Source organism: Bacillus sp. FSL K6-2869, assembly GCF_040869405.1.
GTDB classification, from domain to species: Bacteria; Bacillota; Bacilli; order Bacillales; family Bacillaceae; genus Bacillus; species Bacillus altitudinis.
This window is the reverse complement of the sequence record NZ_CP152035.1, coordinates 363,522-387,207: the sequence shown is the minus strand read 5'-3', so window position 1 is coordinate 387,207 and position 23,686 is coordinate 363,522. Positions and strand designations below refer to the sequence as shown.

At 43.4% G+C, this 23,686-nt stretch carries 12 protein-coding genes and 1 riboswitch; of the genes, 3 read left to right on the top strand and 9 right to left on the bottom strand.

Annotated features, from left to right (window positions below):
• Positions 1–12: 12 nt before the first annotated feature.
• From MHI58_RS01975 to MHI58_RS01945, 7 genes are all read right to left on the bottom strand, one after another.
• Positions 13–10,728 (bottom strand): non-ribosomal peptide synthetase, encoded by a 10,716-nt coding sequence (locus MHI58_RS01975; RefSeq protein WP_216916099.1) that lies wholly within the window; start codon positions 10,726–10,728, stop codon positions 13–15.
• 146 nt (positions 10,729–10,874) lie between these two features.
• Positions 10,875–10,968, bottom strand: a riboswitch (cyclic di-GMP riboswitch).
• 368 nt (positions 10,969–11,336) lie between these two features.
• The gene (locus MHI58_RS01970) at positions 11,337–12,140 is read right to left on the bottom strand and encodes an ABC transporter permease (RefSeq protein ID WP_008347828.1); all 804 of its coding nucleotides are present in this window, start codon (positions 12,138–12,140) and stop codon (positions 11,337–11,339) included.
• On the bottom strand, positions 12,133–13,002 hold the full coding sequence (locus tag MHI58_RS01965) for an ABC transporter permease (protein WP_045034595.1): 870 nt from the start codon (positions 13,000–13,002) through the stop codon (positions 12,133–12,135). Before MHI58_RS01965 ends, MHI58_RS01970 begins: the two co-directional genes overlap by 8 nt.
• On the bottom strand, positions 13,002–14,093 hold the full coding sequence (locus MHI58_RS01960) for an ABC transporter ATP-binding protein (protein ID WP_024718952.1): 1,092 nt from the start codon (positions 14,091–14,093) through the stop codon (positions 13,002–13,004). The genes MHI58_RS01965 and MHI58_RS01960 overlap by 1 nt, the downstream gene beginning before the upstream one ends.
• An 8-nt stretch (positions 14,094–14,101) precedes the next feature.
• Positions 14,102–15,187 carry a PotD/PotF family extracellular solute-binding protein gene (locus MHI58_RS01955; protein WP_045034596.1) on the bottom strand — a complete coding sequence of 362 codons (1,086 nt, stop codon included), beginning with the start codon at positions 15,185–15,187 and terminating at the stop codon, positions 14,102–14,104.
• Complete coding sequence (locus MHI58_RS01950; RefSeq protein WP_045034597.1) at positions 15,184–17,169, bottom strand: hydantoinase B/oxoprolinase family protein; 1,986 nt, start codon at positions 17,167–17,169, stop codon at positions 15,184–15,186. The genes MHI58_RS01955 and MHI58_RS01950 overlap by 4 nt, the downstream gene beginning before the upstream one ends.
• Positions 17,159–19,228, bottom strand: coding sequence for a hydantoinase/oxoprolinase family protein (locus MHI58_RS01945; protein ID WP_045034598.1), 2,070 nt, complete (start codon positions 19,226–19,228; stop codon positions 17,159–17,161). Before MHI58_RS01945 ends, MHI58_RS01950 begins: the two co-directional genes overlap by 11 nt.
• 367 nt (positions 19,229–19,595) lie before the next feature.
• Here MHI58_RS01945 and MHI58_RS01940 point away from each other — a divergent pair, with 367 nt between their 5' ends.
• The 3 genes from MHI58_RS01940 (at position 19,596) to comJ (ending at position 22,372) form a co-directional block, all read left to right on the top strand.
• On the top strand, positions 19,596–20,024 hold the full coding sequence (locus MHI58_RS01940) for a NucA/NucB deoxyribonuclease domain-containing protein (protein ID WP_007498233.1): 429 nt from the start codon (positions 19,596–19,598) through the stop codon (positions 20,022–20,024).
• Positions 20,025–20,150: 126 nt separating this feature from the next.
• A complete protein-coding gene (locus tag MHI58_RS01935) occupies positions 20,151–21,848 on the top strand; it encodes a methyl-accepting chemotaxis protein (protein ID WP_045034599.1) in 1,698 nt (565 codons plus the stop codon).
• Positions 21,849–21,985: 137 nt separating this feature from the next.
• Positions 21,986–22,372, top strand: coding sequence for a competence protein ComJ (gene comJ / locus MHI58_RS01930; RefSeq protein ID WP_039166300.1), 387 nt, complete (start codon positions 21,986–21,988; stop codon positions 22,370–22,372).
• 1 nt (position 22,373) lies between these two features.
• Here the strand turns inward: comJ and MHI58_RS01925 are convergent, their stop codons facing one another.
• Positions 22,374–23,180, bottom strand: a complete 807-nt coding sequence (locus MHI58_RS01925) for an aminoglycoside N(3)-acetyltransferase (RefSeq protein WP_045034600.1) — start codon at positions 23,178–23,180, stop codon at positions 22,374–22,376.
• A gap of 24 nt (positions 23,181–23,204) precedes the next feature.
• A complete protein-coding gene (locus MHI58_RS01920; protein ID WP_026050043.1) occupies positions 23,205–23,624 on the bottom strand; it encodes an Lrp/AsnC family transcriptional regulator in 420 nt (139 codons plus the stop codon).
• Positions 23,625–23,686: the final 62 nt, after the last annotated feature.

Genomic DNA, 23,686 nt, shown 5'->3' with positions numbered 1-23,686 from the left:
CTCTTCGTTTGCTTAAAATATATCCATTAGCTTTTCAAGTTCATCCATGGTCAGGTCATCGTCTCCTACATCACTAGGCGTAATTTGCGCTTCATCTTGTGATACACAATGTGAGATGAGTGCCTTCACGTTCTTTTCTAAAAGGTCCTTGAACTGTTCCATCGTCTGCTCTTCAAATTCAAGCTGGTGATATGACATCGTCATCTGGAACATGCCCTGTTCTACGAAACCAACAATATCTAATGCATGAGGTTTCTCTGATTCTGGACTTAATGATTGACCTGCCTGCCAAGTGGATCGACTTAGTTCACCCCCGCCAATCTGTTCATCAAACTGACCAAGATAGTTAAAGCTGATATCTGGCGTGACATCAAATGCGAGACCGTCCTTCATTTTGTCAGGCGTTAAGTATTTTAAAACGCCATAGCCGATTCCCTTGTTCGGAATGTGTCTGAGCTCTTCTTTCAAAAGCTTGATTTGATACGAAAGATCCTCCGCATGCGACAAATCAAGCAGCACAGGATACATGCTCGTAAACCAGCCGATGGTCCGCGACACATTGACCGCCGGAAGGATGTCCTCCCTTCCATGTCCTTCAAGGTGAATAAAGTGTCTGTCTTCTCCTGTCCACTCTTTCAGGGTCAATCCTAAAGCGGTTAGCAAAATGTCGTTGATTTCCGTGTGGTACGCCTCATGTACTTCTGTCAGTAGGCTGCGTGTTTCTTCCTCAGACAGCGTAAAGCGAATGGTTTTTGTATGCAGCATTCTTTGATCCTCTGTGACATGATCCTTTTGCAGAGGTGCAGTTAAATGCCCAAGTACCTTTTTCCAATAGTCCCTTTCTGCCAGCAGCTCATCTGACACTGCGTATTCCGTCAACTTCTGGGCATATGCTTGGAATGAATGTGTTTTTTCAGGAAGTGTCAGCTCCTCCCCGCGCTTCGCCTGCTCATAAAGAGCCATGAAGTCTTCAAGGAAAATACGCCATGACACACCATCAATGACAAGGTGATGTACAACGAGCAATAAGTGATCTCCATGATCCGTACGGAAAATCGCAGGTTTGACTAATGGTCCCTCTGTTAAAGAAATACTCGCCTGCACTTCATTTGCTAGCTTTTCTACCTGCTGGATTTGCTGTGATCGTTCTCCTTGTACTTCTATCACGTCCACCGCTACATCGTTTTCGTCTACTCCACGATGACGCTGGATGATGCGTCCTTCTTCTATCGGATAAACCAATCGCAAAGCATCATGATGGGTCATCATCTGCTCGAGCACTTGTTTGACAAGCACTTCATCCAAACCATTTGCCGCATGGAGCATAACGGACTGATTCCAATGATGTTGGCTGCTGAAGTTCCGTTCAAAGAACCAGCGCTGTATCGGTGTTAAAATAACCTCTCCTTCGACAGCTGACTGATCGGCTGTGAGAAGATCCGTTTCTTCGATATATGGGCGAAGCTCCGCAATCGTTGGATATTGGAAAAGCAGTTTCATATCGAGCTTCCAGCCTTCTTGCGTGAGTCTGCTTGCCATTTGGATGCCTTTAATCGAATCTCCGCCAAGGAAGAAGAAGTGGTCGTGAATACCAACTTGGCTGACGCCAAGCACATCTTCCCAAATGCCGCAAAGCAGTGCTTCCACTTCATCTCTTGGCGCTTCGTATGCTATTTGATTCGCTTCCACATCAGGTGCTGGCAGTGCTTTGAGATCCACTTTGCCATTTGCCGTCATCGGCAGTTGGTCTAGCTTGATGATCCATGATGGCACCATATATTCAGGCAAGGTGCGCTTTAAGCTTTCTTTCAAAGTGGCCGCTTCTTCATCTGTGATGACGTAAGCGACAAGAGCGTCTTGATCACTTGCGTCTTTGACCGTTGTCACGACGGCTTCTTGGACTGAATCCAGCGCAAGGAGCTGCGCTTCAATTTCTGATAGCTCAATCCGGAATCCGCGGATGTTCACTTGATGGTCTTTTCTACCGAGGTAGATCAGCTCGCCATCCTCTGTCCATTTCACCAAGTCGCCTGTACGGTACATGCGCTCTCCAGGATAAAACGGATCTGGGACAAATCGTTTGTCCGTTTCCTCTGGGAGATTCCAGTAGCCTCTTGCCAGTCCTTTCCCCGCAATCACGAGCTCACCCGGTACGCCTTGCGGCGAGAGGTCATATAACGAACCCATAATGTAAAAACGAGTATTGGCAATCGCTGTTCCGATAGGAAGCGTGCCTTGATCTGGATCAATGATCCCGCTTGTCGCCACGACCGTATTTTCTGTTGGGCCGTAGTTATTGACGAGTTTGTATGGAACGGGCTTCACCTGTTTCAGCTTGTCCCCGCCTGTCAGTAAGTAACGGAGAGAATGATTGTCCATCGACATAAACTGCTCACATAGCTGTGTTGGCAGGAACGCAATGGTGATGCCTTCGTGATTAAAATACGAATTGAGCTTGATCATATCGAGGCGAATCGCTTCGTCGATGATATGGAGCTCTGCGCCGGCCATCCACGTCGGGAACATCTCCCAAATGGAGGCATCAAAGCCAAAGCCGGCATATTTGGCGGTTCGGTCTTGTTTCGTCACCTGGAAAGCATCATTGTGCCAAAAAGCAAGATTGACAAGGGACTGGTGCTCGACCATGACACCCTTCGGCTGTCCAGTCGTTCCAGATGTGTAAATCATATAGGCGAGATCCGTTGGTTTGATAGGAACCTGAATCTCGTGTGCTTCTCCTTCTACTGCCTCTTCTATGAAGAGGGTATGACCTGTGAAAGAAGGTGGTGCAGTGAGCCCTTTCTGAATCAGAAGGACCTCTGCCCCGCAATCTTCCAGCATGTAGGCAATGCGCTGCGCTGGATAATCGGCATCAATCGGCACAAATGCCGCACCTGCCTTGAGAACTCCGAGAACAGCGGCTGTCATCTCAAGCGATGGACGTGTGAGAATGCCGATGCGGTCTCCCGGTTTTGTGCCGCTGGACATAAGTCTTGCGGCGACTGTATTCGCCCGGTTGTTCAGTTCTTCATACGTCCAGCTTGTGCCGCAGAAGGATGCGGCTTTTTGATCAGGTACCTCCTGGGACTTCGCCTCAATCAATGCATGAACCGTTTGATCTGTCGGGACATCTAGATAAGGGCCGGACCAATCATCAAGCAGTTTTTGCTGCTGCGCTGGTGATAATAATTGCATCTGATCTAATAATTGGTCTGGTGCTGACACCATTTGTTCGATCAAGTAAAGGAAATACTCCTTCCACTTCTCAATCGACGACCGTTCAAAGATAGAAGAATTATAATCAAACACAAGCTCGATTTGATCGTCAGATTCGTTTCCAGTTAAGGTCAAGTCAAATTTTGCTATGTTCTCATTGAACGGCTGTGGAATAATATCAAGTCCATCCATCGACAGGTTACGAATATCTGCATTTTCCATCGAGAACACCACATCAAAGATTGGATGACGGCTTGTGTCGCGAACCGTTTGTACTTGGTCCACCAATTCTTCAAATGGGTAAAGTTGATGTTCATTTGCCGCTAACACAAGCTCATGAACTGTTGACGCAAATTGAGAAAATGTCTGATGTCCTTCTGGTTTTGTTCTGAGTGCCAGCGTATTCACAAACATGCCGATGACTGATTGAATATCAGGATGAGTTCTGCCCACCACTGGAGAACCGATCATGATGTCTTCTTGTCTCGAAAGCTTGCTTAAAAGCGTACTGTAGCAAGCAAGCAGCACTGTATACGTTGTACCGTTGAGTGATCTAACCAGCTCATCCAATTGCGCTTTAAGCGCACCGTCTATAGAGAATTCGACGCGGCCCCCTTCAAACGTCTGAACCTTTGGTCTCGGGAGATCCTCAGGCAGCGCCAAAACAGGCAGTTCTCCTTGTAATTGTTCCAACCAAAACGCCGCTTCAGCCTCTTTTTTCACAAGAGATTCTTCACTCTTTGACCAAACCGCATAGTCCTTATATTGAATAGGCAATTCATCAAGTTCGTCTCCTCGATACAAGATCGATAGCTCATCAATTAAAATACCGACAGACGTACCATCTGAAATGATGTGGTGCATATCAATCAACAAATAATGAACACTCTCCGATTCAGACACAAGCCCCACTCTGAGCAGCGGCGCTTTTCCTAAATCAAATGGACGGATAAAATCATTCATTAATTGCTGAATGTCTCGGCCATCCCCTTCGATGTTTTCAATGTTCACAGAAACATTCGTTTCAATTCGCTGAACAGGTTCACCCTGAACGAAGTCAAAGCTCGTACGGAATGCTTCATGACGATGAACAAGCTGGTCAATGGCTTTTTTAAATCGTTTCTCATCAAATACACCTTCAAGCTTTAAAGCAGCTGGCATATGATAGCTCTGCTCGGCATCTGTTATTTTTTGCAGAACAAACAATCTTTTCTGAGCAGATGTCACAGGATAAAAAGCCGCTTCTTCCGCTTTTTCTACTCGCCTGATTTCAGTTCGATCTGTTTGATCCACCGCAAGGGCAAACGCCTCTAAAGTGGGTGATTCAAATAATGTTTTCAAAGTACATTCCACATGCATCTCTTCATAGAGCCTGTTCAGCATTTTCATGCCGCGCAGTGAATGACCACCGCATTCAAAGAAATGATCATGTCTGCCGATTTTCGGCACCTCAAGAACTTCCTCCCAAATGTGTGCCAATATACGCTCTGTATCTGATTGAGGAGGGACGTATTCATTTGCCGCCTGCTCACTTACATCAGGTACCGGTAATGCCCGTCTGTCTACCTTGCCATTCCCCGTTAGTGGCAGCTCGTCTAATTGCATGAAGAAAGCTGGCATCATATAAACAGGAAGTTCTCGTCCTGCTTGCTCACGTAAATCCGACAGCGGAACAGCACCTTCTGCTGTGAAATATGCACACAATGTATCATTTGATATCGCAATGACAACGGCTTCCTTCACTTGCGGATGCTGCAATAGCTGGTGTTCAATTTCGCCAAGCTCGATACGCTGACCTCGAATCTTGACTTGATGATCGATTCGCCCAATGAATTCAATATCTCCATTTGACAGCCATCGTGCGAGATCGCCTGTTTTGTACATGACTTCACCAGATCGGAAAGGATTTTCAACAAACTTTTCGCTCGTTAGTTCTGGTTGGTGATAATACCCCTTGACCAGTCCATCACCTGCAACACAAAGCTCTCCAGCAACTCCCGGCGGCTGCACATGTCCAAACTCATCGACAATATAAACAGCCGTTTGACTCACCGGCTTTCCGATCGGAATCGACAGTGCTTGTTCTTCAATGTGATTCACCGGATAATACGTTGTGAAAATCGTGCTTTCAGAAGGTCCATACATATGAATGAGTTTGTCTTCTCCAACCGTTTCAAGCGCTGCCACAACATGCGGCACAGAAGCACGTTCCCCGCCAAACAGCACTTTTCTGACGTTTTTCAGGCTGCCTTTTTTCATATCAATCAGTAAGTGAAATAGAGCGGTCGTGATCATTAAAATACTGACTTTTTCCTTCTCAATCGCGCCAGAAAGCTCATTCATATTTAAAATCTGATCCTTTGGCAAAACAATGAGTTTCGCTCCGTTCAATAAAGCACCAAACACATCAAACATAAATGCATCAAATACATAGTTTGAAAGGCTCATCACCGTGTCTTCATGATGAATGGTGAGATAATTCGACTGCTTCACTGTTCTCAAAATGTTCCGATGCGTCACCATGTTCCCTTTAGGTTTGCCTGTCGTACCAGATGTGTAGGTCAAATTCGCCAAGTCCAAAGGCGAAACACATACAACTGGATTGCTCTCTGACTGCTGATCAACGGCTTGATCTTCTGTTTCTATGATTTTCCCTTCAAACGCAGTAAGCACAGAACGATGACGCAGCACCTGATGGGTCAGGACAAACTGTGCACCACTATCTGTCAAAAAGTGCTTGATGCGCTCATCAGGGAAGTCAGGATCGATTGGCACATAGACACCGCCAGCCTTTAGCACAGCTAAAACGGACAGCACCATCTCATTGGAACGTTCAAAGAATAAAGCCGCTTTCATCCCTTTTTCAAAACCATGTTCGTGTAAATAATGAGCCAGCTGGTTCACTCTGCGATTCAGCTCTTGATAAGAAAGAACCTCATCTTTACATTGCAAAGCAGGCTGATGACCATGCTGCTGTACTTGTGATTCAAATTGCGTCACAATGGTTTCTTCCGCAGGATAAGGCGTAGGTAACGGGTTCCACATCTTCAATTGAGCCTCTGCTTCTTGTTCAGACAGTAAGCGGTATGATTGAATCGCTTGCTCCGGCACTTCGACCATCTGCTCCAGAAGATAAACATAATGCTTGAGCATCTGCTCGGCTGTACTTCGTTTAAATAACGCCGTACTGTAATCGAGAACAAAGGAAAGACCATGACTTGACTCCGTCGCTTGAAGTGTGAGATCAAACTTCGCAATATGGATATTGGTTTCCTCGACTTCGACTTTCATCTCTCCAATATGCTTGGTTGTTGAATGATCTGGCGTTAGAGTAAAGACCGTATCAAACAATGGATGGCGGCTAAAATCTCTTTGCACATTTAGCTTTTCAAGCAGCCGCTCGAATGGATATTGCTGATGCTCAAACGCCCTCATCGTCTTTTCCTTTACTTGCTCAATCAACTGTGTCATTGAACCGTTCGGATCTACCTCTGAACGTAAAGCAAGTGTTTGGACAAACATGCCGATCATGTCATTCAAATCTGCATGCACCCGGCCTGCTGTTGGCGTCCCCACCACAAACTCCTTTTGACCTGTGTATTTCGCAAGCAATGTATAGTAAGCAGAAAGCAACACGGTATACAGCGTCGTATGATGATTCGCTGCAAGCTCCTGCAAACGGCCCGTTAACGTCTCATCGATGTTTCTGAGAACGCGGTCTCCAGCGAAAGACTGGACAGCGGGACGCTGATAATCCGTTAGCAGCTGCAAAGCAGGTATATCTCCTGAAAATTCTTTCAGCCAGAATGCTTCATCTATTTGACCGCCTTGCTCTGCCTGTTGTTCTTGCCAAACAGCATAATCATGATATTGAAGCTTCAATGGCGCTTTCACTAATCCCTCATATGCGTCAGACAACTCACGCAGCATCAAATCAATTGAAAGACCATCTGAAATCAGATGATGCATATCGAAATAGAGAAGATGCTCCTGATCATGTAAAGACTGTAGCCCAACACGCAAAAGCGGAGCCTGCTCAAGATAAAAAGGTCGGACAAATTGACGCATGTTCTCTTCCATCGTGCTGCCTGTCACCTGTTCTATTTGAAATGGAACGGATGAAGCTACCCGCTGACGAGGGACTCCTTTGACTGTATGAAAAGAAGTGCGTAGCATATCATGACGTGCGATCAGTTTTTCAAAAGCTCCCTCCAACTTCTCTCGTTGCAGCGTTCCTCTTAATTTCACAACGGCAGGCATATGATAGGCGATGCTCTGCTCCAACTGAGTCACCATATAAACACGCTGCTGCGCTGGTGACAATGGATAATCGGCGGCAGTCGGTGCTTTCGGTATGACCACTTGTGAAGACTTTTCCGCTTGTTCAATATAAACAGCAAGTGCTGCAATTGTTTGCTGTTCAAATAAAACCGATAAAGGGACCTCCACTTGAAAAGCCCGCTGAACGAGTGTAAGAACTTTCATCGCTTTGAGTGAATGTCCGCCTATGTCAAAGAATGAGTCGTACACACCTATGTTCTCTTGATGAAGGACGTCTTCCCACAAACGAACAAGCTTCGTTTCTACATCGTTTCTAGGCGCTACATAAACAGCACTGACAGCCTTGTCTCCTTTTAATGCAGCAAGCGCACGCCGGTCAACTTTCCCGCTAACTGTCAGTGGAAATGCCTCAAGCTGCTTGAAATAAAGCGGCATCATATAAGCTGGCAGCTGATGTTTGATAGCGGCTTGCAGGGTGTCCACGGAAAGAAATTCTTGTCGTGCTTGATAGTAAGCACTTAAAGCCTTTCCACCGTCCGGTTCATCCACGACAAGCACGACAGCCTGATCGACTCCGTCTACCTGCTCCATGACTGCCTCAATTTCACCCGTTTCGATGCGGTAACCTCTTATTTTTACTTGGTCATCTATTCTTCCAAGGTAATCAATAGTGCCGTCTGGAAGCCATCTCACTACATCACCTGTGCGATACATCCGGTCTTCAGGAAAAAATGGATCTGGTCTGAATGCCTTCTCCGTCAATTCAGGCTGATTCACATAGCCCCGTCCAACTCCTATTCCCGCAATGCATAGTTCTCCCACAGCTCCCTGCACCTGTAGTTGTTCATGTTCATTTAAAATATAAATCCGGTGATGGCCCAATGGCTTTCCAATTGACACATAGCGCTGTTCTGGTGACTTCTGCATCTCACTGAGATCTAGACGGTGAACCGCCGCATCCACACACGTTTCTGTCGGACCATACACATTCCACAAGGCAAAATCGGGCTGGCTGACACGCACAGCTTCAATCAGCGCCTGCGCTGCTTTCGCAGGAAGTGCTTCTCCCCCAATCAGCATGTGAGTCAGTGCAAGCCCATCCAAATTAGCTGCAAGTAAAAGCTGCACATGTGCTGGCGTTCCATCTGTTGCTTTGATTTGATGTTCTTTGTAATAAGTCGCTAACTGTACACCGTTTCGTGTCGTTTCTCTTGGCACAATATGAAGCGTATGTCCAAATAAAAGAGCAGCAAAGATTTGTTTAACAGATGCATCGAAATGGAATGGTGCAAGAAGCGCCACTTGAAGCTGATTTGCACCCTCATACACTTCGTGATGCAGGGCATGAACCAAATGATGCAGCTGAAGATGCTCGATCATCACTCCCTTCGGCTTTCCAGTCGTACCCGATGTATAAATGAGATAAGCCAAATCCTGTGATGTCGTCTGATCGATCAGCTCAGGTAGCGGACGATCTTCTAATTCCATATGCTGCTGGACAACCATTTTTTCGGCAATGGATGAATATCGCTGAACAAACGATTCTTCTGTTAAAACGATAGAAGCACCAGAATCTTCTACAATAAATTGAATTCGTTCCTCAGGTAATGCCGGATCGATCGGTACATATGCACCGCCAGCTTTTAATATCCCCAAAATGGCAACCATCGCATCTGCCGTCCGTTCCATTAAAACGGCAACTGGTACATCACGCGAGACACCTTTCATCTGTAAAAATCGTGCCAGTTTGTCCGCTTTTTGATACAGCTCTCCATAAGTGAACGTTCCATTTTCCGCTACCACAGCTGCCCGTTCTGAATACTTTTTAGCTGCCTCATCAAATAAGTGGTGAACTGGTTTCGCTCCTGGTAAATCAAATGCTTCTCCCTTAGATAATTGAAGCAGCTGCTTTTGTTCATCTGCTGGCAGTAAAGAGAGAGCCCCAATCAGCTGATCTGGCTGAGAGACTGCCGCCTCCAGCAGAATCATCAATCGATCAAACAGCTTACTCATATCGTCTTCACTAAATAGATCTGTACGGTAATCCAAATCAATGGTCAATGTATCTGTATCCCAGCGGTCTTTCACATGAATCGATATATCATTCATTCCGCTTCCACTAAAAATCGGCTCCGTAATGAACGAAAGATTCTCTTTTTTCTGCCACTGCATGACCTGATACTCTAAAGAAATATCAAACAGGCGTCCTGTAAATCCATCTCTTTCCCTTAAATCATTCATGAGCACATTGTAAGGATATTTTTGATGACGCAAGATCTTCATCTGATCCGCCATGACTTGCTTCACGAAATCAAGAAACGTGAGGGATCCTTGCACAGATGCGCGCATCGGAATGGTCGACACAAACATCCCAATCATCTTTTTTTCCTTTGCATTTGTCCGATTGCCCATAAAGGTTCCAAGGACCACATCCTCCATGCCGCTAAATCGGTGCAAGTAAATATAGACAGCGGACATAAACATAGAAAGCATACTGACTTTCTCTTCTTCACAAAAAACGCGAAGCTTCTCCTTTAAAGCATCTGGAATATCCCCTGAAAATCTCTCCGCATGTAAACTCATCTCGTAACCTTTATGCGGTGTTAAAGAAGCGAAATCTGGAATATTGGCAAATTGCTCGTTCCAAAAAGCTTGGTCTTTCTGAAAACGTTTAGAAGATTCATACGTTTGCTCACTCATGATGTGATCAACGAAGGAAATGTCTTCAATTGGGGAGATGTCTGTCCCCTGCAGCATGTCATGGTATAGATCAATGATTCGGTTTCCCATCAAGATAATTGAAATACCATCAGCCACAATATGATGTGCTTTACAGAACAGCCAGCACTCTTGATCACTGATTTGAAAGACCGTAAATTCGATTAAGGAACGGTCAATCAGTTCCATCGGCTCACGAATCTCCTCGTTCGCCCACGCCCTGACTTCCTTTTCACTCCATCCTTTCACCAAACGAATCGGCTGTTTTTCATATGGCTTGATATATTGAACGGGCTCCTCCTGCTCATGTTGATACACCAGCCTTAAACGAAGAGAATCAGTTTCACGAATGTACGCTTGAAGCACATCAACGATCAAAGAAGGATTTAGACCTGATACCGATCTTAACTTGGCAAACCCACCCAAATTAGAAATACTTGTGCCTGGATAAAATCTTTCCGTGTAGAATACTCGCTTTTGCGCATGTGTTAAAGGGTAATAAACTGTACTCATTCTTATCCTCCGCTCTTCTATGTTTTCTCCACCAAATGTGATACCCTGCACCCTCTATATCAAAAGAACCAAGTCTATTTCATTAAAATAGACGAATAACAGAAAAGGAGCCCACCCCGAATAAAACGGAGGGACTCCCATTTTGATTCGGTAACCTGCCGACCATAGTAAAAAAAGAAACTTTTACCTTAGGACATGGCTTTGCGTCTCTATGTTTCCATAGATTTGCCTTTTTCTTCTTTTCTTTTAGATATTTTCTATTTACGTCCACTTTATATGAAATTATTGTTTTTTTCACCGAAAAATGGGTGTAAAGATTCATGCGTTATGCCGAAGGGATCACATCATAATTTACGATATTTACCGAAAATAACTAATAATAGTTGCGTTCCACCGAAAATAAATGACCAATTACCGCAAAAATTTCATGTTTTTCCTTAAATTTTGCAAATATGACCGAAAATGTAGGAGAGAGGTCTCCTATCACGCCTCGCATTTTCTTAAATCTTAAGAACTATATTCCCTAAAACTTTGAATATTTTTACCATAAAAAACAATACAAAAAGAGCTGTCATTTCAAATGACAGCTCCTTGTTTCTTCATTATATTTACATCACCTTAGACAGACCAATCGTTTTCTCAATAATGAGCAACGCAATGATAGAAATGATAATAAATATGACAGATATCGCATTGACACTCGGATCAAAAGTTTGCTCAATGTAATTAAACGTCCTCACGGGAATCGTAATGGTTTGAGGTGAAGAAACGAACAAACTAATCGAGATTTCACCAAATGATGTCACTGCAGAAAACACGCCACCTGCGATAATGCCCGGCTTGATCAAGGGCAGTGTCACACGAAAGAAAGTACGTATGGGCCCTGCACCAAGATTCATGGAAGCTAGCTCAAGACGCGGATCAAGATTTGAAACACTGACACCCACGGTTCGTACCACATAAGGAAAACCAATGATGACATGCCCAATGACTAATGCCCACAAAGACCCTGTAAAACCCATAGCCGTAAACAAATACAGCATCGCAATCCCTAATACCACCTGAGGAATCATAAGAGGTGACAAAATAAAGGCTTGAACAGCTTCCTTTCCCTTAAAAGAAAGCCTTGCTAAAGCATAAGAAGCCATCGTTCCTAAAAGAACAGTAAGCGGCGTCACAATCAATAACAGAATCACGCTGATACGCAAAGATTCCATCCATTCTGGATTCGACACGACCTCATGAAACCAACGAACGGAAAATGAAGTCGGCGGGAATTCAGGAAAGGCATTCGGGCTAAAAGCAGAAAGAACAATGACAAGAACAGGTACGGTTAAAAAGAGATAAACGAGTGAGCCTGCGGTCCATATCAGAACCGAAAGCAAACGGTCACTTATTGATTTTTTACGCATGCATCCTCGCCTCCCATCGCTTCAATAGATAGCTTAATAGACTGACGACCGCTAGCACACAAATCAATAAAGTAAAGGACATCGCAGCGGCAAGAGGCAAATTATACACCTGCATGACCTGCTGATAAATGGACAGTGGCAAGAGCGGCTGCATCCGTCCGCCGACTAGCAGAGGAGTAATATAACTTCCTGCTGCAAGTGAGAAGACAATAATTGCTCCGGTGATCATGCCTGGAATCGTAAGCGGCAAGGTCACATGAAAAAATGTCCGTATACGCCCAGCACCAAGACTCATAGAAGCCGGTCTTAAGTGACGGTCCATATCAGTTAAGCTCGTTGCAATAGGCAGCACTGCAAAAGGCAGCATCACTTGAACATAAGCAATAATGACCGCATTCATATTCCACAGCATCGATAGCGGTTTCTCAATCAGATGTAAATCGATCAGCATGCCATTGATCAAGCCATTTTGCGAAAGAAGAACGATCCATGCAAATGTCCGAATGACGACACTCGTCAAAAGCGGCGATACAAGTAAGATATAGAAAAAAGCCCGCAATCTTGGATGAGGTGCTTTCACTAGCACATAAGCTGCAGGATATGCCATCAATAAACAAATCACCGTTGTCTGTAAGGCCACCCACACAGTACTTCCAATTGCTTTCACATATGCATCTGTCTTAAATACATGTAAATATTGAGACAAACTATAGGATTGTAACGTATTCATCATCGAATCCACATCACGAAAACTGAGGACAAACATCATCACAAGCGGAGCAAGAAGGAATACAACTAGAAACAAACAAGCTGGCAGCAGCATAAACCAATGAAAGCGCTGATTCTTTTTTTTGATTCGCATCACACATGCACCTTCGAATCTAAGAAAACAATATCTTCAGGCTGCCAATGAATATGCACAGTTTCTCCAACTCGAGGCAGCTCGGGAAATGCTGCGTCTGATGCATGGACAATGATTTCACCTTGATCAAGCCCAACGACCAAACGTAAAGAGTGCCCAATATAACTGACATCTGCCAACATTCCTGTGACATGATTTGGCTGAACTTCCTCCCCGCCAGAAGATAACTTGATTCTCTCAGGACGCAGCATGAGTAAATGCTTCTCGCTCTTCTCTTTAAATGCGGCAGCTTTTAGCTGAACTTGCTTCCCGTTTGATTGAGTGAAATGTGGAACAGTGTATGTGGAAGTAACTTCATCATACTCCGCTTCAAATAGATTGACCTGTCCGATAAATTCAGCAACAAAACGATTATTTGGCTGACGATATACTTCTAAAGGTGTCCCAATCTGCTGAATTTTCCCCTCACCTAATATCCCAATTCGGTCGGAAAGGCTTAAGGCTTCCTCCTGATCATGCGTCACAAGAATAGTCGTAATTCCGACATTCCGTTGAATATTTCGCAGCTCCGTCTGCATATTTTTTCTTAGCTTTGCATCTAGGTTACTGAGTGGTTCATCCAGAAGGAGAACAGCCGGCTGGATAGCAAGTGCCCGTGCAATTGCAACCCGTTGCTGCTGACCACCACTTAATTGGTGCGGCATACGTTTGGCAAATGACTCTAATTGAACAAGAGACAAGCTCTCCATCACCTTTTGCTTGATTTCCGCCTTCTTTTTCTTTTGAACCTTCAACCCATATGCAACATTATCAAATACGGTGAGATGTGGGAAAAGTGCATAGCTTTGAAAGACCATCCCCGTTTTCCTTTGATAAGGAGGTAAAGTCGTCACATCCTGATCACCAATATAGACGACTCCTTTTGTCGGTTCTAAAAAGCCGCCAATGATATTGAGTAAAGTTGATTTTCCGCAGCCACTAGGGCCAAGAAGGGAGAAGAACTCTCCCTCTTTTACCGTAAGACTGACATCATCAAGAGCAATTTGTTCGCCGAAATGCTGGCTGATATGTTCTAAATTGATTCCACTCATGCGATCACCTATTTTCCTCCGCCTAATACTTCATTCCATCGATTTGTCCATTGACCGAGCTCTGAAGTCGCTGTTTCGTAATCTACCCAAGTCAGCTTGCTATAATAATTTTCGCCAACCTTCACTTTCCCCTTAATTTTGTCTCCGTATTTCACATCAGAATTCGACATGCCATAGTAAGATTTTTCTGAGAAGGCTTCTTGAGCTTCTTTCCCACTAAGGTAGTTTAATAGCTTATAAGCCGCTTCCTCATGCTGACTTCCCTTTGTTAACGCCCAGCTCGCAACTGCTGCCACAGCGCCTTCTTTCGGATATGAGAATCCAATATCCATCCCTTCTTCTTCAAGTGCAAATGATCGGCCATCCCAATATGGAACTGCCGTCACGTCACCACGTTCTAACAGCGTTTGAATAGACCCTGGGTTATCAGGAAAAGCAGCTACACGCCCTTTTAATTGTGCGAGGCTTTTAAATGCTTTATCAATATCCTTAGGATTTGATTCTGTCCCTCCTTGAGCATGGACAAGTGCAGAGAAAAATTGTAAGCCCGCTGAATAAGTTGGGGAAGAAATCGCCACTTTCCCTTTCAGTTGATCGCTCCATAAATCTGTCCAGCTGTTTGGCTCCTGTTTGACAAGATCTTTTCTATAAGCAATTCCAAGCTGTCCCATACTAAAGCCTGCTGCATATTGTTTTCCATCAACAGTGAGTTTCTTTTGAACAGAACGATAAAGCTTTTTCACATTTGGCGCTTGATCTTCATCAATAGGCGCAAGAACGTTTGCCGCAATACCTCTTTGAATCGTATCAGGCTGTAAAATAAGCAAATCATACGGTGGATTTTTACCATTAGATGCTTTTAATTTTGTAAACCATTCAGAATCTGCCCCAGAGACCGTTTGTACCTTAATGCCTGTATCCTTTTCAAACTTTTCGAGGATTGGCTTAATATTCTTTTCCCAATCTCCTCCGTAGACACCAACGATCACAGTCTGCTGCTGTTTACTTTGGTCCTGCCCATTTCCACCGCATGCAGACAGCAGTAACATGACGGATAGGACACCTGCAAATATGGCGATTACTCTTCTTTTCATGATTCATTTCCCCCTTTTTGTTGATTCAAGTGATGAAGTGCTTGAATAATATCCATCTTTGTTAACGGTTCCTGTCTATGACTAAAATGAGAATGAACCGCATGTTTATAGTGCGTACGCTCATTTGCTGGGTATGAACGAAGCTGCACAGCAAGCTCACTGCTGGCTTCGTCCGTCCACACTTTCTCATAAGCTGCTCTTTGCTCTCCAAAATCCCAAGCGACAGCATCAGCATCATTCATCTTTTCACGAAGCCTGCTCGTCTGTTCGTCATCAATTTTCCATTCATTATGGTCTCGATAGACTTTGACGCCATATTGCTGAAGTGCTCTTTCTTCACTTAATAGCCCTGCTTCCACTTCATGAAGGACTTTTTCTTTCGTTCTAGCAAATGGATCCCCCCATCCTCCTCCACTTGGTGAAATCAATTGAACAATATCGCCTTTTTCAAGACGCATAACATCAATTTTCGGCTGGTTTTGTGTCTCCCCATTTGGTTTGGTCAATTTCACCTCACCAATTGCTCCTGCTCGGCCGCCCATTAACCCCCAAGGTTGAAACTTCATTCGTTCCATTCCTCGTGCCGTCACCATCGATTCTGGCTTGATCATTTCAAATTCCAAGCCAATCGCATGTCCCCCTCTATGTTCCCCTGCTCCACCTGTGTTCGGCAGCAGTTCATATCGGTGTACATGAATATCAATATGCTGTTCCAAGCTCTCAATGGGTGTATTTTTTAAAAATCCTGACGAATGATCAATTCCATCTACTCCATCAGTCCCTTTTTGAGCACCGCCGCCTCCGCCTAACGGTTCAACCACAGACATTTTTCTGCCTCCTGTTTGATCATCAGGAACAGAGAGAACGACGATAGCGGATTGACCTGCACCTGCCGCCGGCACTGCTTCAGGCAACAGCTTACCAATAGCACCTAGCACGACATTATACAGTCTCATTGTAATGGAATGCCGAATACCGACAGAAGCCGGATATTCTGGATGGACAAGCGTTCCTTTAGGTGAAATCACGTCTATCGGATACGTAATCCCACCATTAATCGGAATAAAAGGATCTTTACTAATGATGTAATTAATCAACCCTTGATATAAGAAGGAGTGCTTTTGACCATTGGTGACAAGATTAAAAGCTGTCTTAACTTGCGGGTCACACTCAGAGAAGTCCAGTGTCAGCTGTTTCCCTTTGACCGTCAGCTTAATCTTTAATCGGATCGGCACGTCCGAAATCATATCATCATCCAAGTAATCAGCGAATTCACTCGTTCCATCAGGGATGGCTTCAATTACTTTTCCGGCGCGATCCTCTGCTTGCTTCAGTAGATCAATCATTCCTTGCTTCACTTCGTTTTTTCCAAATTTCTCGATCATTTCTTTTAGTCTGATTTCTGCTGTATTAACAGCGGCAATCATCGCATTAATATCGCCATCATTTAAATGACTCGCCCGGCTATTAGCTCTTAAAAAGGTACGAACAACCTGATTCTCTTTTCCACCTTCATAGATTTTCACTGGTGGAATTCTTAATCCTTCTTGATGAACATCTGTTGCAGTTGGAGAAATACTTGAAGGGACAAGACCGCCCACATCACTTACATGAACAAAAGACCAGGCATAGCTGACAATTTCATCTTCTATAAAAATGGGCTTGATGATATGAACATCTGGCAAATGAGTCGCTAAACCGTCTGTCGTATAAGGATCATTTGTGATGATAATGTCACCCGGCTGCATCGGTCCGCTTTCTTCAATCGCTTTTCTGAGACTCAGCCCTAAAAAGATCGTGACACCGACTGTTTTTGGGTAAACAAAGAAATCTCCAGAAGGCGTGGCTAATGCTGTGGCAAAATCCGCCGATTCTTTTACGAATGTTGTAAAGGATGTCCGCTCAATGACATGTCCCATGCCTGATGCAATCGCATTAAAATAACTCCTCATCATCTCAAGCTTTGCTGGATCAGTTCCCATGTAAAGCCGCCTCCCTTGAAATCACCAAGTTTCCTGAATGGTCTATGCTGCCTGCCCAGTTTGGCAAAATCAATGTTGTCGTATCATCTTGCTCAATGATGGCAGGTCCATTCACAACAGCACCTAATGACAAAGTACTCCGATTGTAAACAGATGCTTCGTACTCTTTTTCTTCTATAAAGATTCGTCTGTATGATTGTGGTATTAAAGGCTGTCCGCTGCTTTCATCAACAGGAGAGAAAGGCAGTGGAGGCGTTTCACCTATAACCCGAACTCGCAAATGAGTAAATTCAATGTTCGCCTGATCATCTCTATGGCCATATTGACGCTCATGAAGGTTGTGGAAAGCTTCAATCAGATGATAGACGTCTTGTTCCTGCTTTAGCCAATCCACCGATAATGGCAATTCAATCTCAAATGCCTGTCCTTGATAGCGGGCATCTGCTAATAACAAAATGGACGTTTGTTTGATATGTTGAATGTTTTGCTGGCTGAACCAATCCGTTGCTTTGCGAGAAAGCATTTCATAATCTTGTTTTAATTCATCAAGCGTATAGTCTTGTAAGCAGATTTTCTTAGACAACACAGCATCATGGATAAAATCGGCTGTAAGTGCACCTAGCGCACATAATGTTCCTGGACTTGGAGGGACGACCACATTTTTCGCATGAATTTCTCTCGCAAGGAAATTCGCAACAACAGGCCCTGCCCCGCCAAATGCCAACAAACTAAAATCTCTAGGATCAAACCCTTGCTGCTCCATGACATTGCTTAGTTCTGTGTACATATTGGCAACAGCCACTTGAATCAACTGGTCAGCCGCCTGTTCGACCGTTTTATGAAGCTGATCAGCAATTGGCTGAAAGGCTATTTCCGCTGCAGACCGCTGCAATTGTAAATGTCCTCCGGCAAACCGTTCTTGATTGAGGTAACCGCATATGAGAAATGCATCGGTTAAAGCAGCTTTTTTTCCCTTTCCATACGAAGCAGGTCCAGGCTGCGAGCCAACTGATTCCGGTCCTGCTTTAAGAAGCCCGCCTTGATCAAGCCATGCGACAGAACCTCCGCCAGCCCCTATCGAATACATTGCAACAGATGGAAGAATGATCGGAAATCCTGAAAGCTGATTCGATTGAGCCATTGTAGGCTGTCCATTTTGAATGATTGAGATATCTGCACTTGTGCCACCAACATCAAACGTAATTAAATTGGGTTCATTTGCAGATGTTGCAATTCTTGCCGCACCAATTACACCAGCTGCCGGGCCAGAAAAAAGTGTTTTAACGGGTGAAGTGGCTGCGCTTTCTGCATCCATTAAACCACCATTTGATTGGGTAATGTATGGAGAAATTGGTACACCTTCTTCTTTCAAGCGGTTTTTCAACGTTTGTAAATATTGTTTCACCTTTGGTTGAATGTACAAATTGACAACAGACATCACTGTCCGCTCATATTCTCTCATTTGTGGCCATAATTCTGATGATGTCAGGACTTCTAACTGTGGGTAATGATGATGAATATAGGCTTTTGCCTGTAATTCATGAACTGGATTTTGATAGCTATGTAAAAAAGAAATGACAATGCCTGCTAGTTTTTTAGAGATGACCTGCTGGACAGCATCATCTAATTGCTGCAGTTGGAGAGGTTTTTTGATCGAACCATCGTGTATGAGCCTTTCAGAGATTGGATATACATGTTTTCGTGGTATCAATGGTTCTGGCAATTGAGAATTGAAGTCATAAGGAATGGGTAGACGTAAACGCTGTAATGACAAAATGTCTTGAAAACCTTCCGTTACAAAAAGGGCTAAATCTGCTCCCTTTCTCTGCAATAATGTATTAAGACCGATTGTCATGCCGTGTACAAGATATTGGATTTTGGATAAATCGACACCTCTTTCTTTTAGAAGTTTTAGCCCATTGATAATTCCTTGAGCTGGGTCATCTGTCACTGTAGGTGTCTTGAGTTCAGTCAGCTCCCCTGTTGCTTCATTCATCAGCGATAAATCAGTAAATGTTCCACCTATGTCTATTCCGAGCCGATAAGAGACATCCGCCATTTGTACTTCCCTCCTGCAATGTAAATGGAATCATATTTTGATAAATTACGACATTTTTTGATATTTGACTCCATATTATTAAAGCATATCGGTCTAGTCAATTTTATTTTTTTAAAATTTCTGTGTGTTAAAATCTTGAAATTAGCCCAAAAACCAATCATAAAGCCATTTTGCATCAGCATATATGTTTTTTGAGTAGCAAAATTAAATTTTTATGATGTTTGTACAACGATGAAAAGAGCATAAACAGGTAAAAAACGTTTTTCGAACTTTAAAAGACGTTTTTTCAAAACGAGGAGAAATTGGTAAGTAATTCTGCTATACTTCTGTTTACAAAATACGCTAAATAGAAAGAGAGCTAGCATCTATGAAACTTCTTAAAACCATTCTCTTGCTTTTATTGATTGTCATTGGTATAGCGACAGGCTATGTCCAACTAGGGCAACATAAACAAGAGACGACAAACTCTTCTTATGACAAAACCATTCACTTTCCATCAGATCGATATCCAGAAACCGCAAAGCACATAGAAGAAGCTATTGACGAAGGTCATTCTTCCATTTGCACCATTGATCGAAAAAATAGTGATGAGCAAAGAGACAAATCACTTCATGGCATTCCAACAAAGCGTGGTTATGATCGTGATGAATGGCCAATGGCGATGTGTAAAGAAGGTGGAGCAGGGGCTTCTGTCAAATATGTACGTCCTTCGGATAATAGGGGGGCAGGCTCTTGGGTAAGTCATCAATTATCAGATGATCCTGATGGCACAAGAATCCAATTTATTATCGAGTAGCACGATCTTTCCTTTTTTCATAACAAAAATTTCTGTGTAAGTGCATTCACGTATATCAAACATTTTTTTCATGCCGATAATCTTTAAGGAGGGATACCCTACCTTATACCTAAAGGAGAAAAAAGCATGAAGAAAAAAGGAAAACTGAGGCTTGGCGCCAAAATAATGCTGATCTTTTTAAGTGTCCTCATCGTATTTTCAGCAGTGGTTGGTTATGTAGTGAACCGCGAAATGACAGAGAACATTAAGCAAATGGCCACCGAAAAAGCAAAAGGCGATCTAAAGCTAGGATACGCTTACCTAACTGAAAAGGTTGCTGGCTCGTGGCAGATAAAAGATGGCAAGCTTTACAAAGGAAATACTCAAATCAATAACCATGACACATTGGTTGATCAATTAGCCGAATATACTGGTGATACAATCACGATTTTCCAAGGAAATACCCGTGTTGCCACAAATGTCATGTTAAACGGGAAACGAGCTGTGGGAACCGAAGTCTCACCTGAAGTAAAGGCCGCTGTTTTGGATAAAGGCGAGAATTATTACGGAACAGCCAATGTTGCCGGGAAAGACTACCAAACGGCTTACATGCCCATCAAAAATGATACAGGGGAAACGATTGGTATTTTCTATACCGGTGCAAATCAAAGCATGATTTCACAAATGCTTCAGTCTTTCTTTATTCAATTTGTCACGGTTCTACTGTTAAGTTTAATTGTTTCTGTTATCATTATTTCTATTTTCACAAAGCGGATTCAGACACGTCTCAAACATATGGCATCTGCTATTAAGAGTGCAGGCGAAGGAAATTTAACCATCAACGTGACAGATCACACAGGCGATGAACTTTCTGAGCTGGCAGGTCACTTTAATAAGATGCGTGAGAAATTAAATCAAACCATTTTAAATGTGATCAAAACATCTGAATTAGTTGCCACCTCTTCTGAGGAGCTGTCAGCTAGCGCAGAAGAAACGAGTGCAGCATCAGAAAAAATTACCCATACTATTCAAGAAGTCGCTCAATCGTCTGAACAGCAATCAGCCCAAATGACAGCTAGTGAGCACACGATGAAACAAGTATCTAACGAGCTGGTAAACATCACTGAAAATGCGGGACAAATGGCAACAAGAAGCCACTCCGCACAAGAAATGGCCCAAAAAGGTGTACAAAATATCGGTGAAGTCAATTCACAAATGACATCTATTGCAAAATCAATTGAAGAGAACGGTACAGCAATTCAAGCGCTAGAAACACGTTCAGCCGAGATTGATCAAATTTCCAAAGTGATTACAGATATCGCTAACCAAACAAATCTACTTGCTCTTAATGCGGCTATTGAGGCAGCACGCGCAGGTGAACATGGAAAAGGTTTTGCCGTTGTGGCAGACGAAGTGAGGAAACTCGCAGAAGAATCGCAAACATCATCCAACATGATTTCACATCTCATTTCCGAAATACAAAAAGAGATGAATCATTCGACGAGTGCCATTAAACGAGTACGAGAGGAAGCGGCTCAAGGGGCTGTTCTTATTTCTCATACAGAGGAATCATTTATCGACATTCAGCAGTCAATGAAGGAAATGGCAGATGGCATTAAACATTTATCAGATGCATCCCAAAAAATCGCAGCTTATACAAATGATGCGAAGCAGACCTTTGCCTCTATCACAGAAGGCGTTAAACTGACGAGTGAACATTCACAACAAGTAGCAGGTTTAACAGAAGAACAATTTGCAGCAATGGAAGAAGTAACAGCTTCATCAGAGGCTCTCGCCCATTTAGCAGGAGACCTAAAAGAAATGGTTTCGCAATTTCACATCTAGATCCCTCATACAGTAGCGCAAGACGGCGACAATCGTCTTGCTGCCTAACATTCTCTTCAATTATCTTACTTTCAAACAATCACTTTTCAACATGATCCCAAGCTGGGCAAATTTTATGAATAAAGGAGTTATCTATTATGAATGATTTAAATCAAACGTATCCCCTATCTATCTCCTATCACCAAATCACCGTATACACTGGAAGCACGACACCACCTGTGATTGATTGGACAGATGACGATATTCTTCAAGGATTCGCAACCGGGGATCGAGGTATTTCTTTTGAAGGCATCAATAACGGAAAGGCTTCTATTATCGTGACATTAAACAGCCATGAGCCTCCATCATCCGTTGATAGAGTCATCACAGTGCCATTTACTCATTCAAGTGATCATGTTTATCTGACAAGCGTCATGGCACAGGTACTGTCTTTCTCCATTCCAAAAGGAGACTATCAGCTCACCTGCTATATATCTGAGCACCCTGATCAAGATCTCTATTATTTTGATTTTCAGACTGCTTAGATCACGCCTGGTCGTACTGCTCAAGCCATTTTTCTGCAAAATCGACCGATTCTCTCATCGGCAATAAATACGAATTGGCTAGCCCGATTTGACTGTGGTTATAACGACATTCTGATTGTAAAAAGTCACGACCAATCTGTTCAAATAGTTCTTCTCTTGTGATGATATCTTGATACTCTTTCCACACCCTCCAACCATTCTCTAAAATGGGGGCCCCTCGTGTCATGATGTCTTGCTGTGAGATTCGATATTCAGCTAAGTGAAAAGCTGTCACACTCTCGAATGACGTGCCAATTAGCAGCACTTTTGCATCAAGATCGTACATACGTCCAAGAGGTGAATTTTCTCCTAAACCATAAGGAAGCGCATGGTGTTTCAACACTTCATCTTTCCTTTTCCCCCAGGCGGTGAATGAGAAATGAGGATGATTGCTTCTTTCTACGCCTGGGTATTTCCAAAAGGTCTCCGCTACCTTTCCCATTGCTGTTGGAGCTGTGTAAGCCGGATCAAATGCAGGCATTGTGTCTTTGATCGGTTTCCACCAAGAATAAGGAACAGGCGGATTGATCCAATCAGCAGGATCCGACAGCTCTAATGTTTGTGCCGGCATAATCAGTGTTCCTTCATCTGTTAAAATATCCATCATAGCTTGTATAACGGCTATAGCTCCTCCATTCACCCAGCCAATAGATGACAAGGATGAGTGGACACATAAGATCATGCCCTTCCTTACACCAAGTTGAACCAAATCCGCTTTGATTCTTTCCTTTGTGATCGGTTCAGCCTGATGTTCAATTAATCTTTTCATCGGTTATTTCCTCCTGCGTCTCATCTATTCTTGATGAGTGAGACGTTTCACAGCGATAGACAATTTATAATTTGCATGCTTTGTTAGCTCCGTTAAAAATTGATCAAGCTCATCATGACTGGAGAAATGTCCTTCAGCCATATAACAGCCCTCTCCACTTATTTTAAACAGGTTTTTGATTTCTTCCTTTTGATGGAGAAACGATAAAAGCGGTTCATGATCATGACTTCGGGTAAAGAGCTGTAAAAATGTTTGGATGTTCTGCTGTGTCCGCCAGTTAATTGAAATGGTATAGGCTTCAATAATCCCCTCTTCTTCAAGCTTTAAAACTCTATTTTTAGCAGCTTGACCGGTTAAATGGACTTTTTCACCAAGTGCTTTCATCGTCAATCGGCTATTCTTTGAGAGTTCTTTTAATATATCCATATCTGTTTTGTCTAGCATTGGCTCACCTCTTTCAAAAATCAAGTCGTTCCGCTGAAAGACTTTCATGATCCTCTGTCACA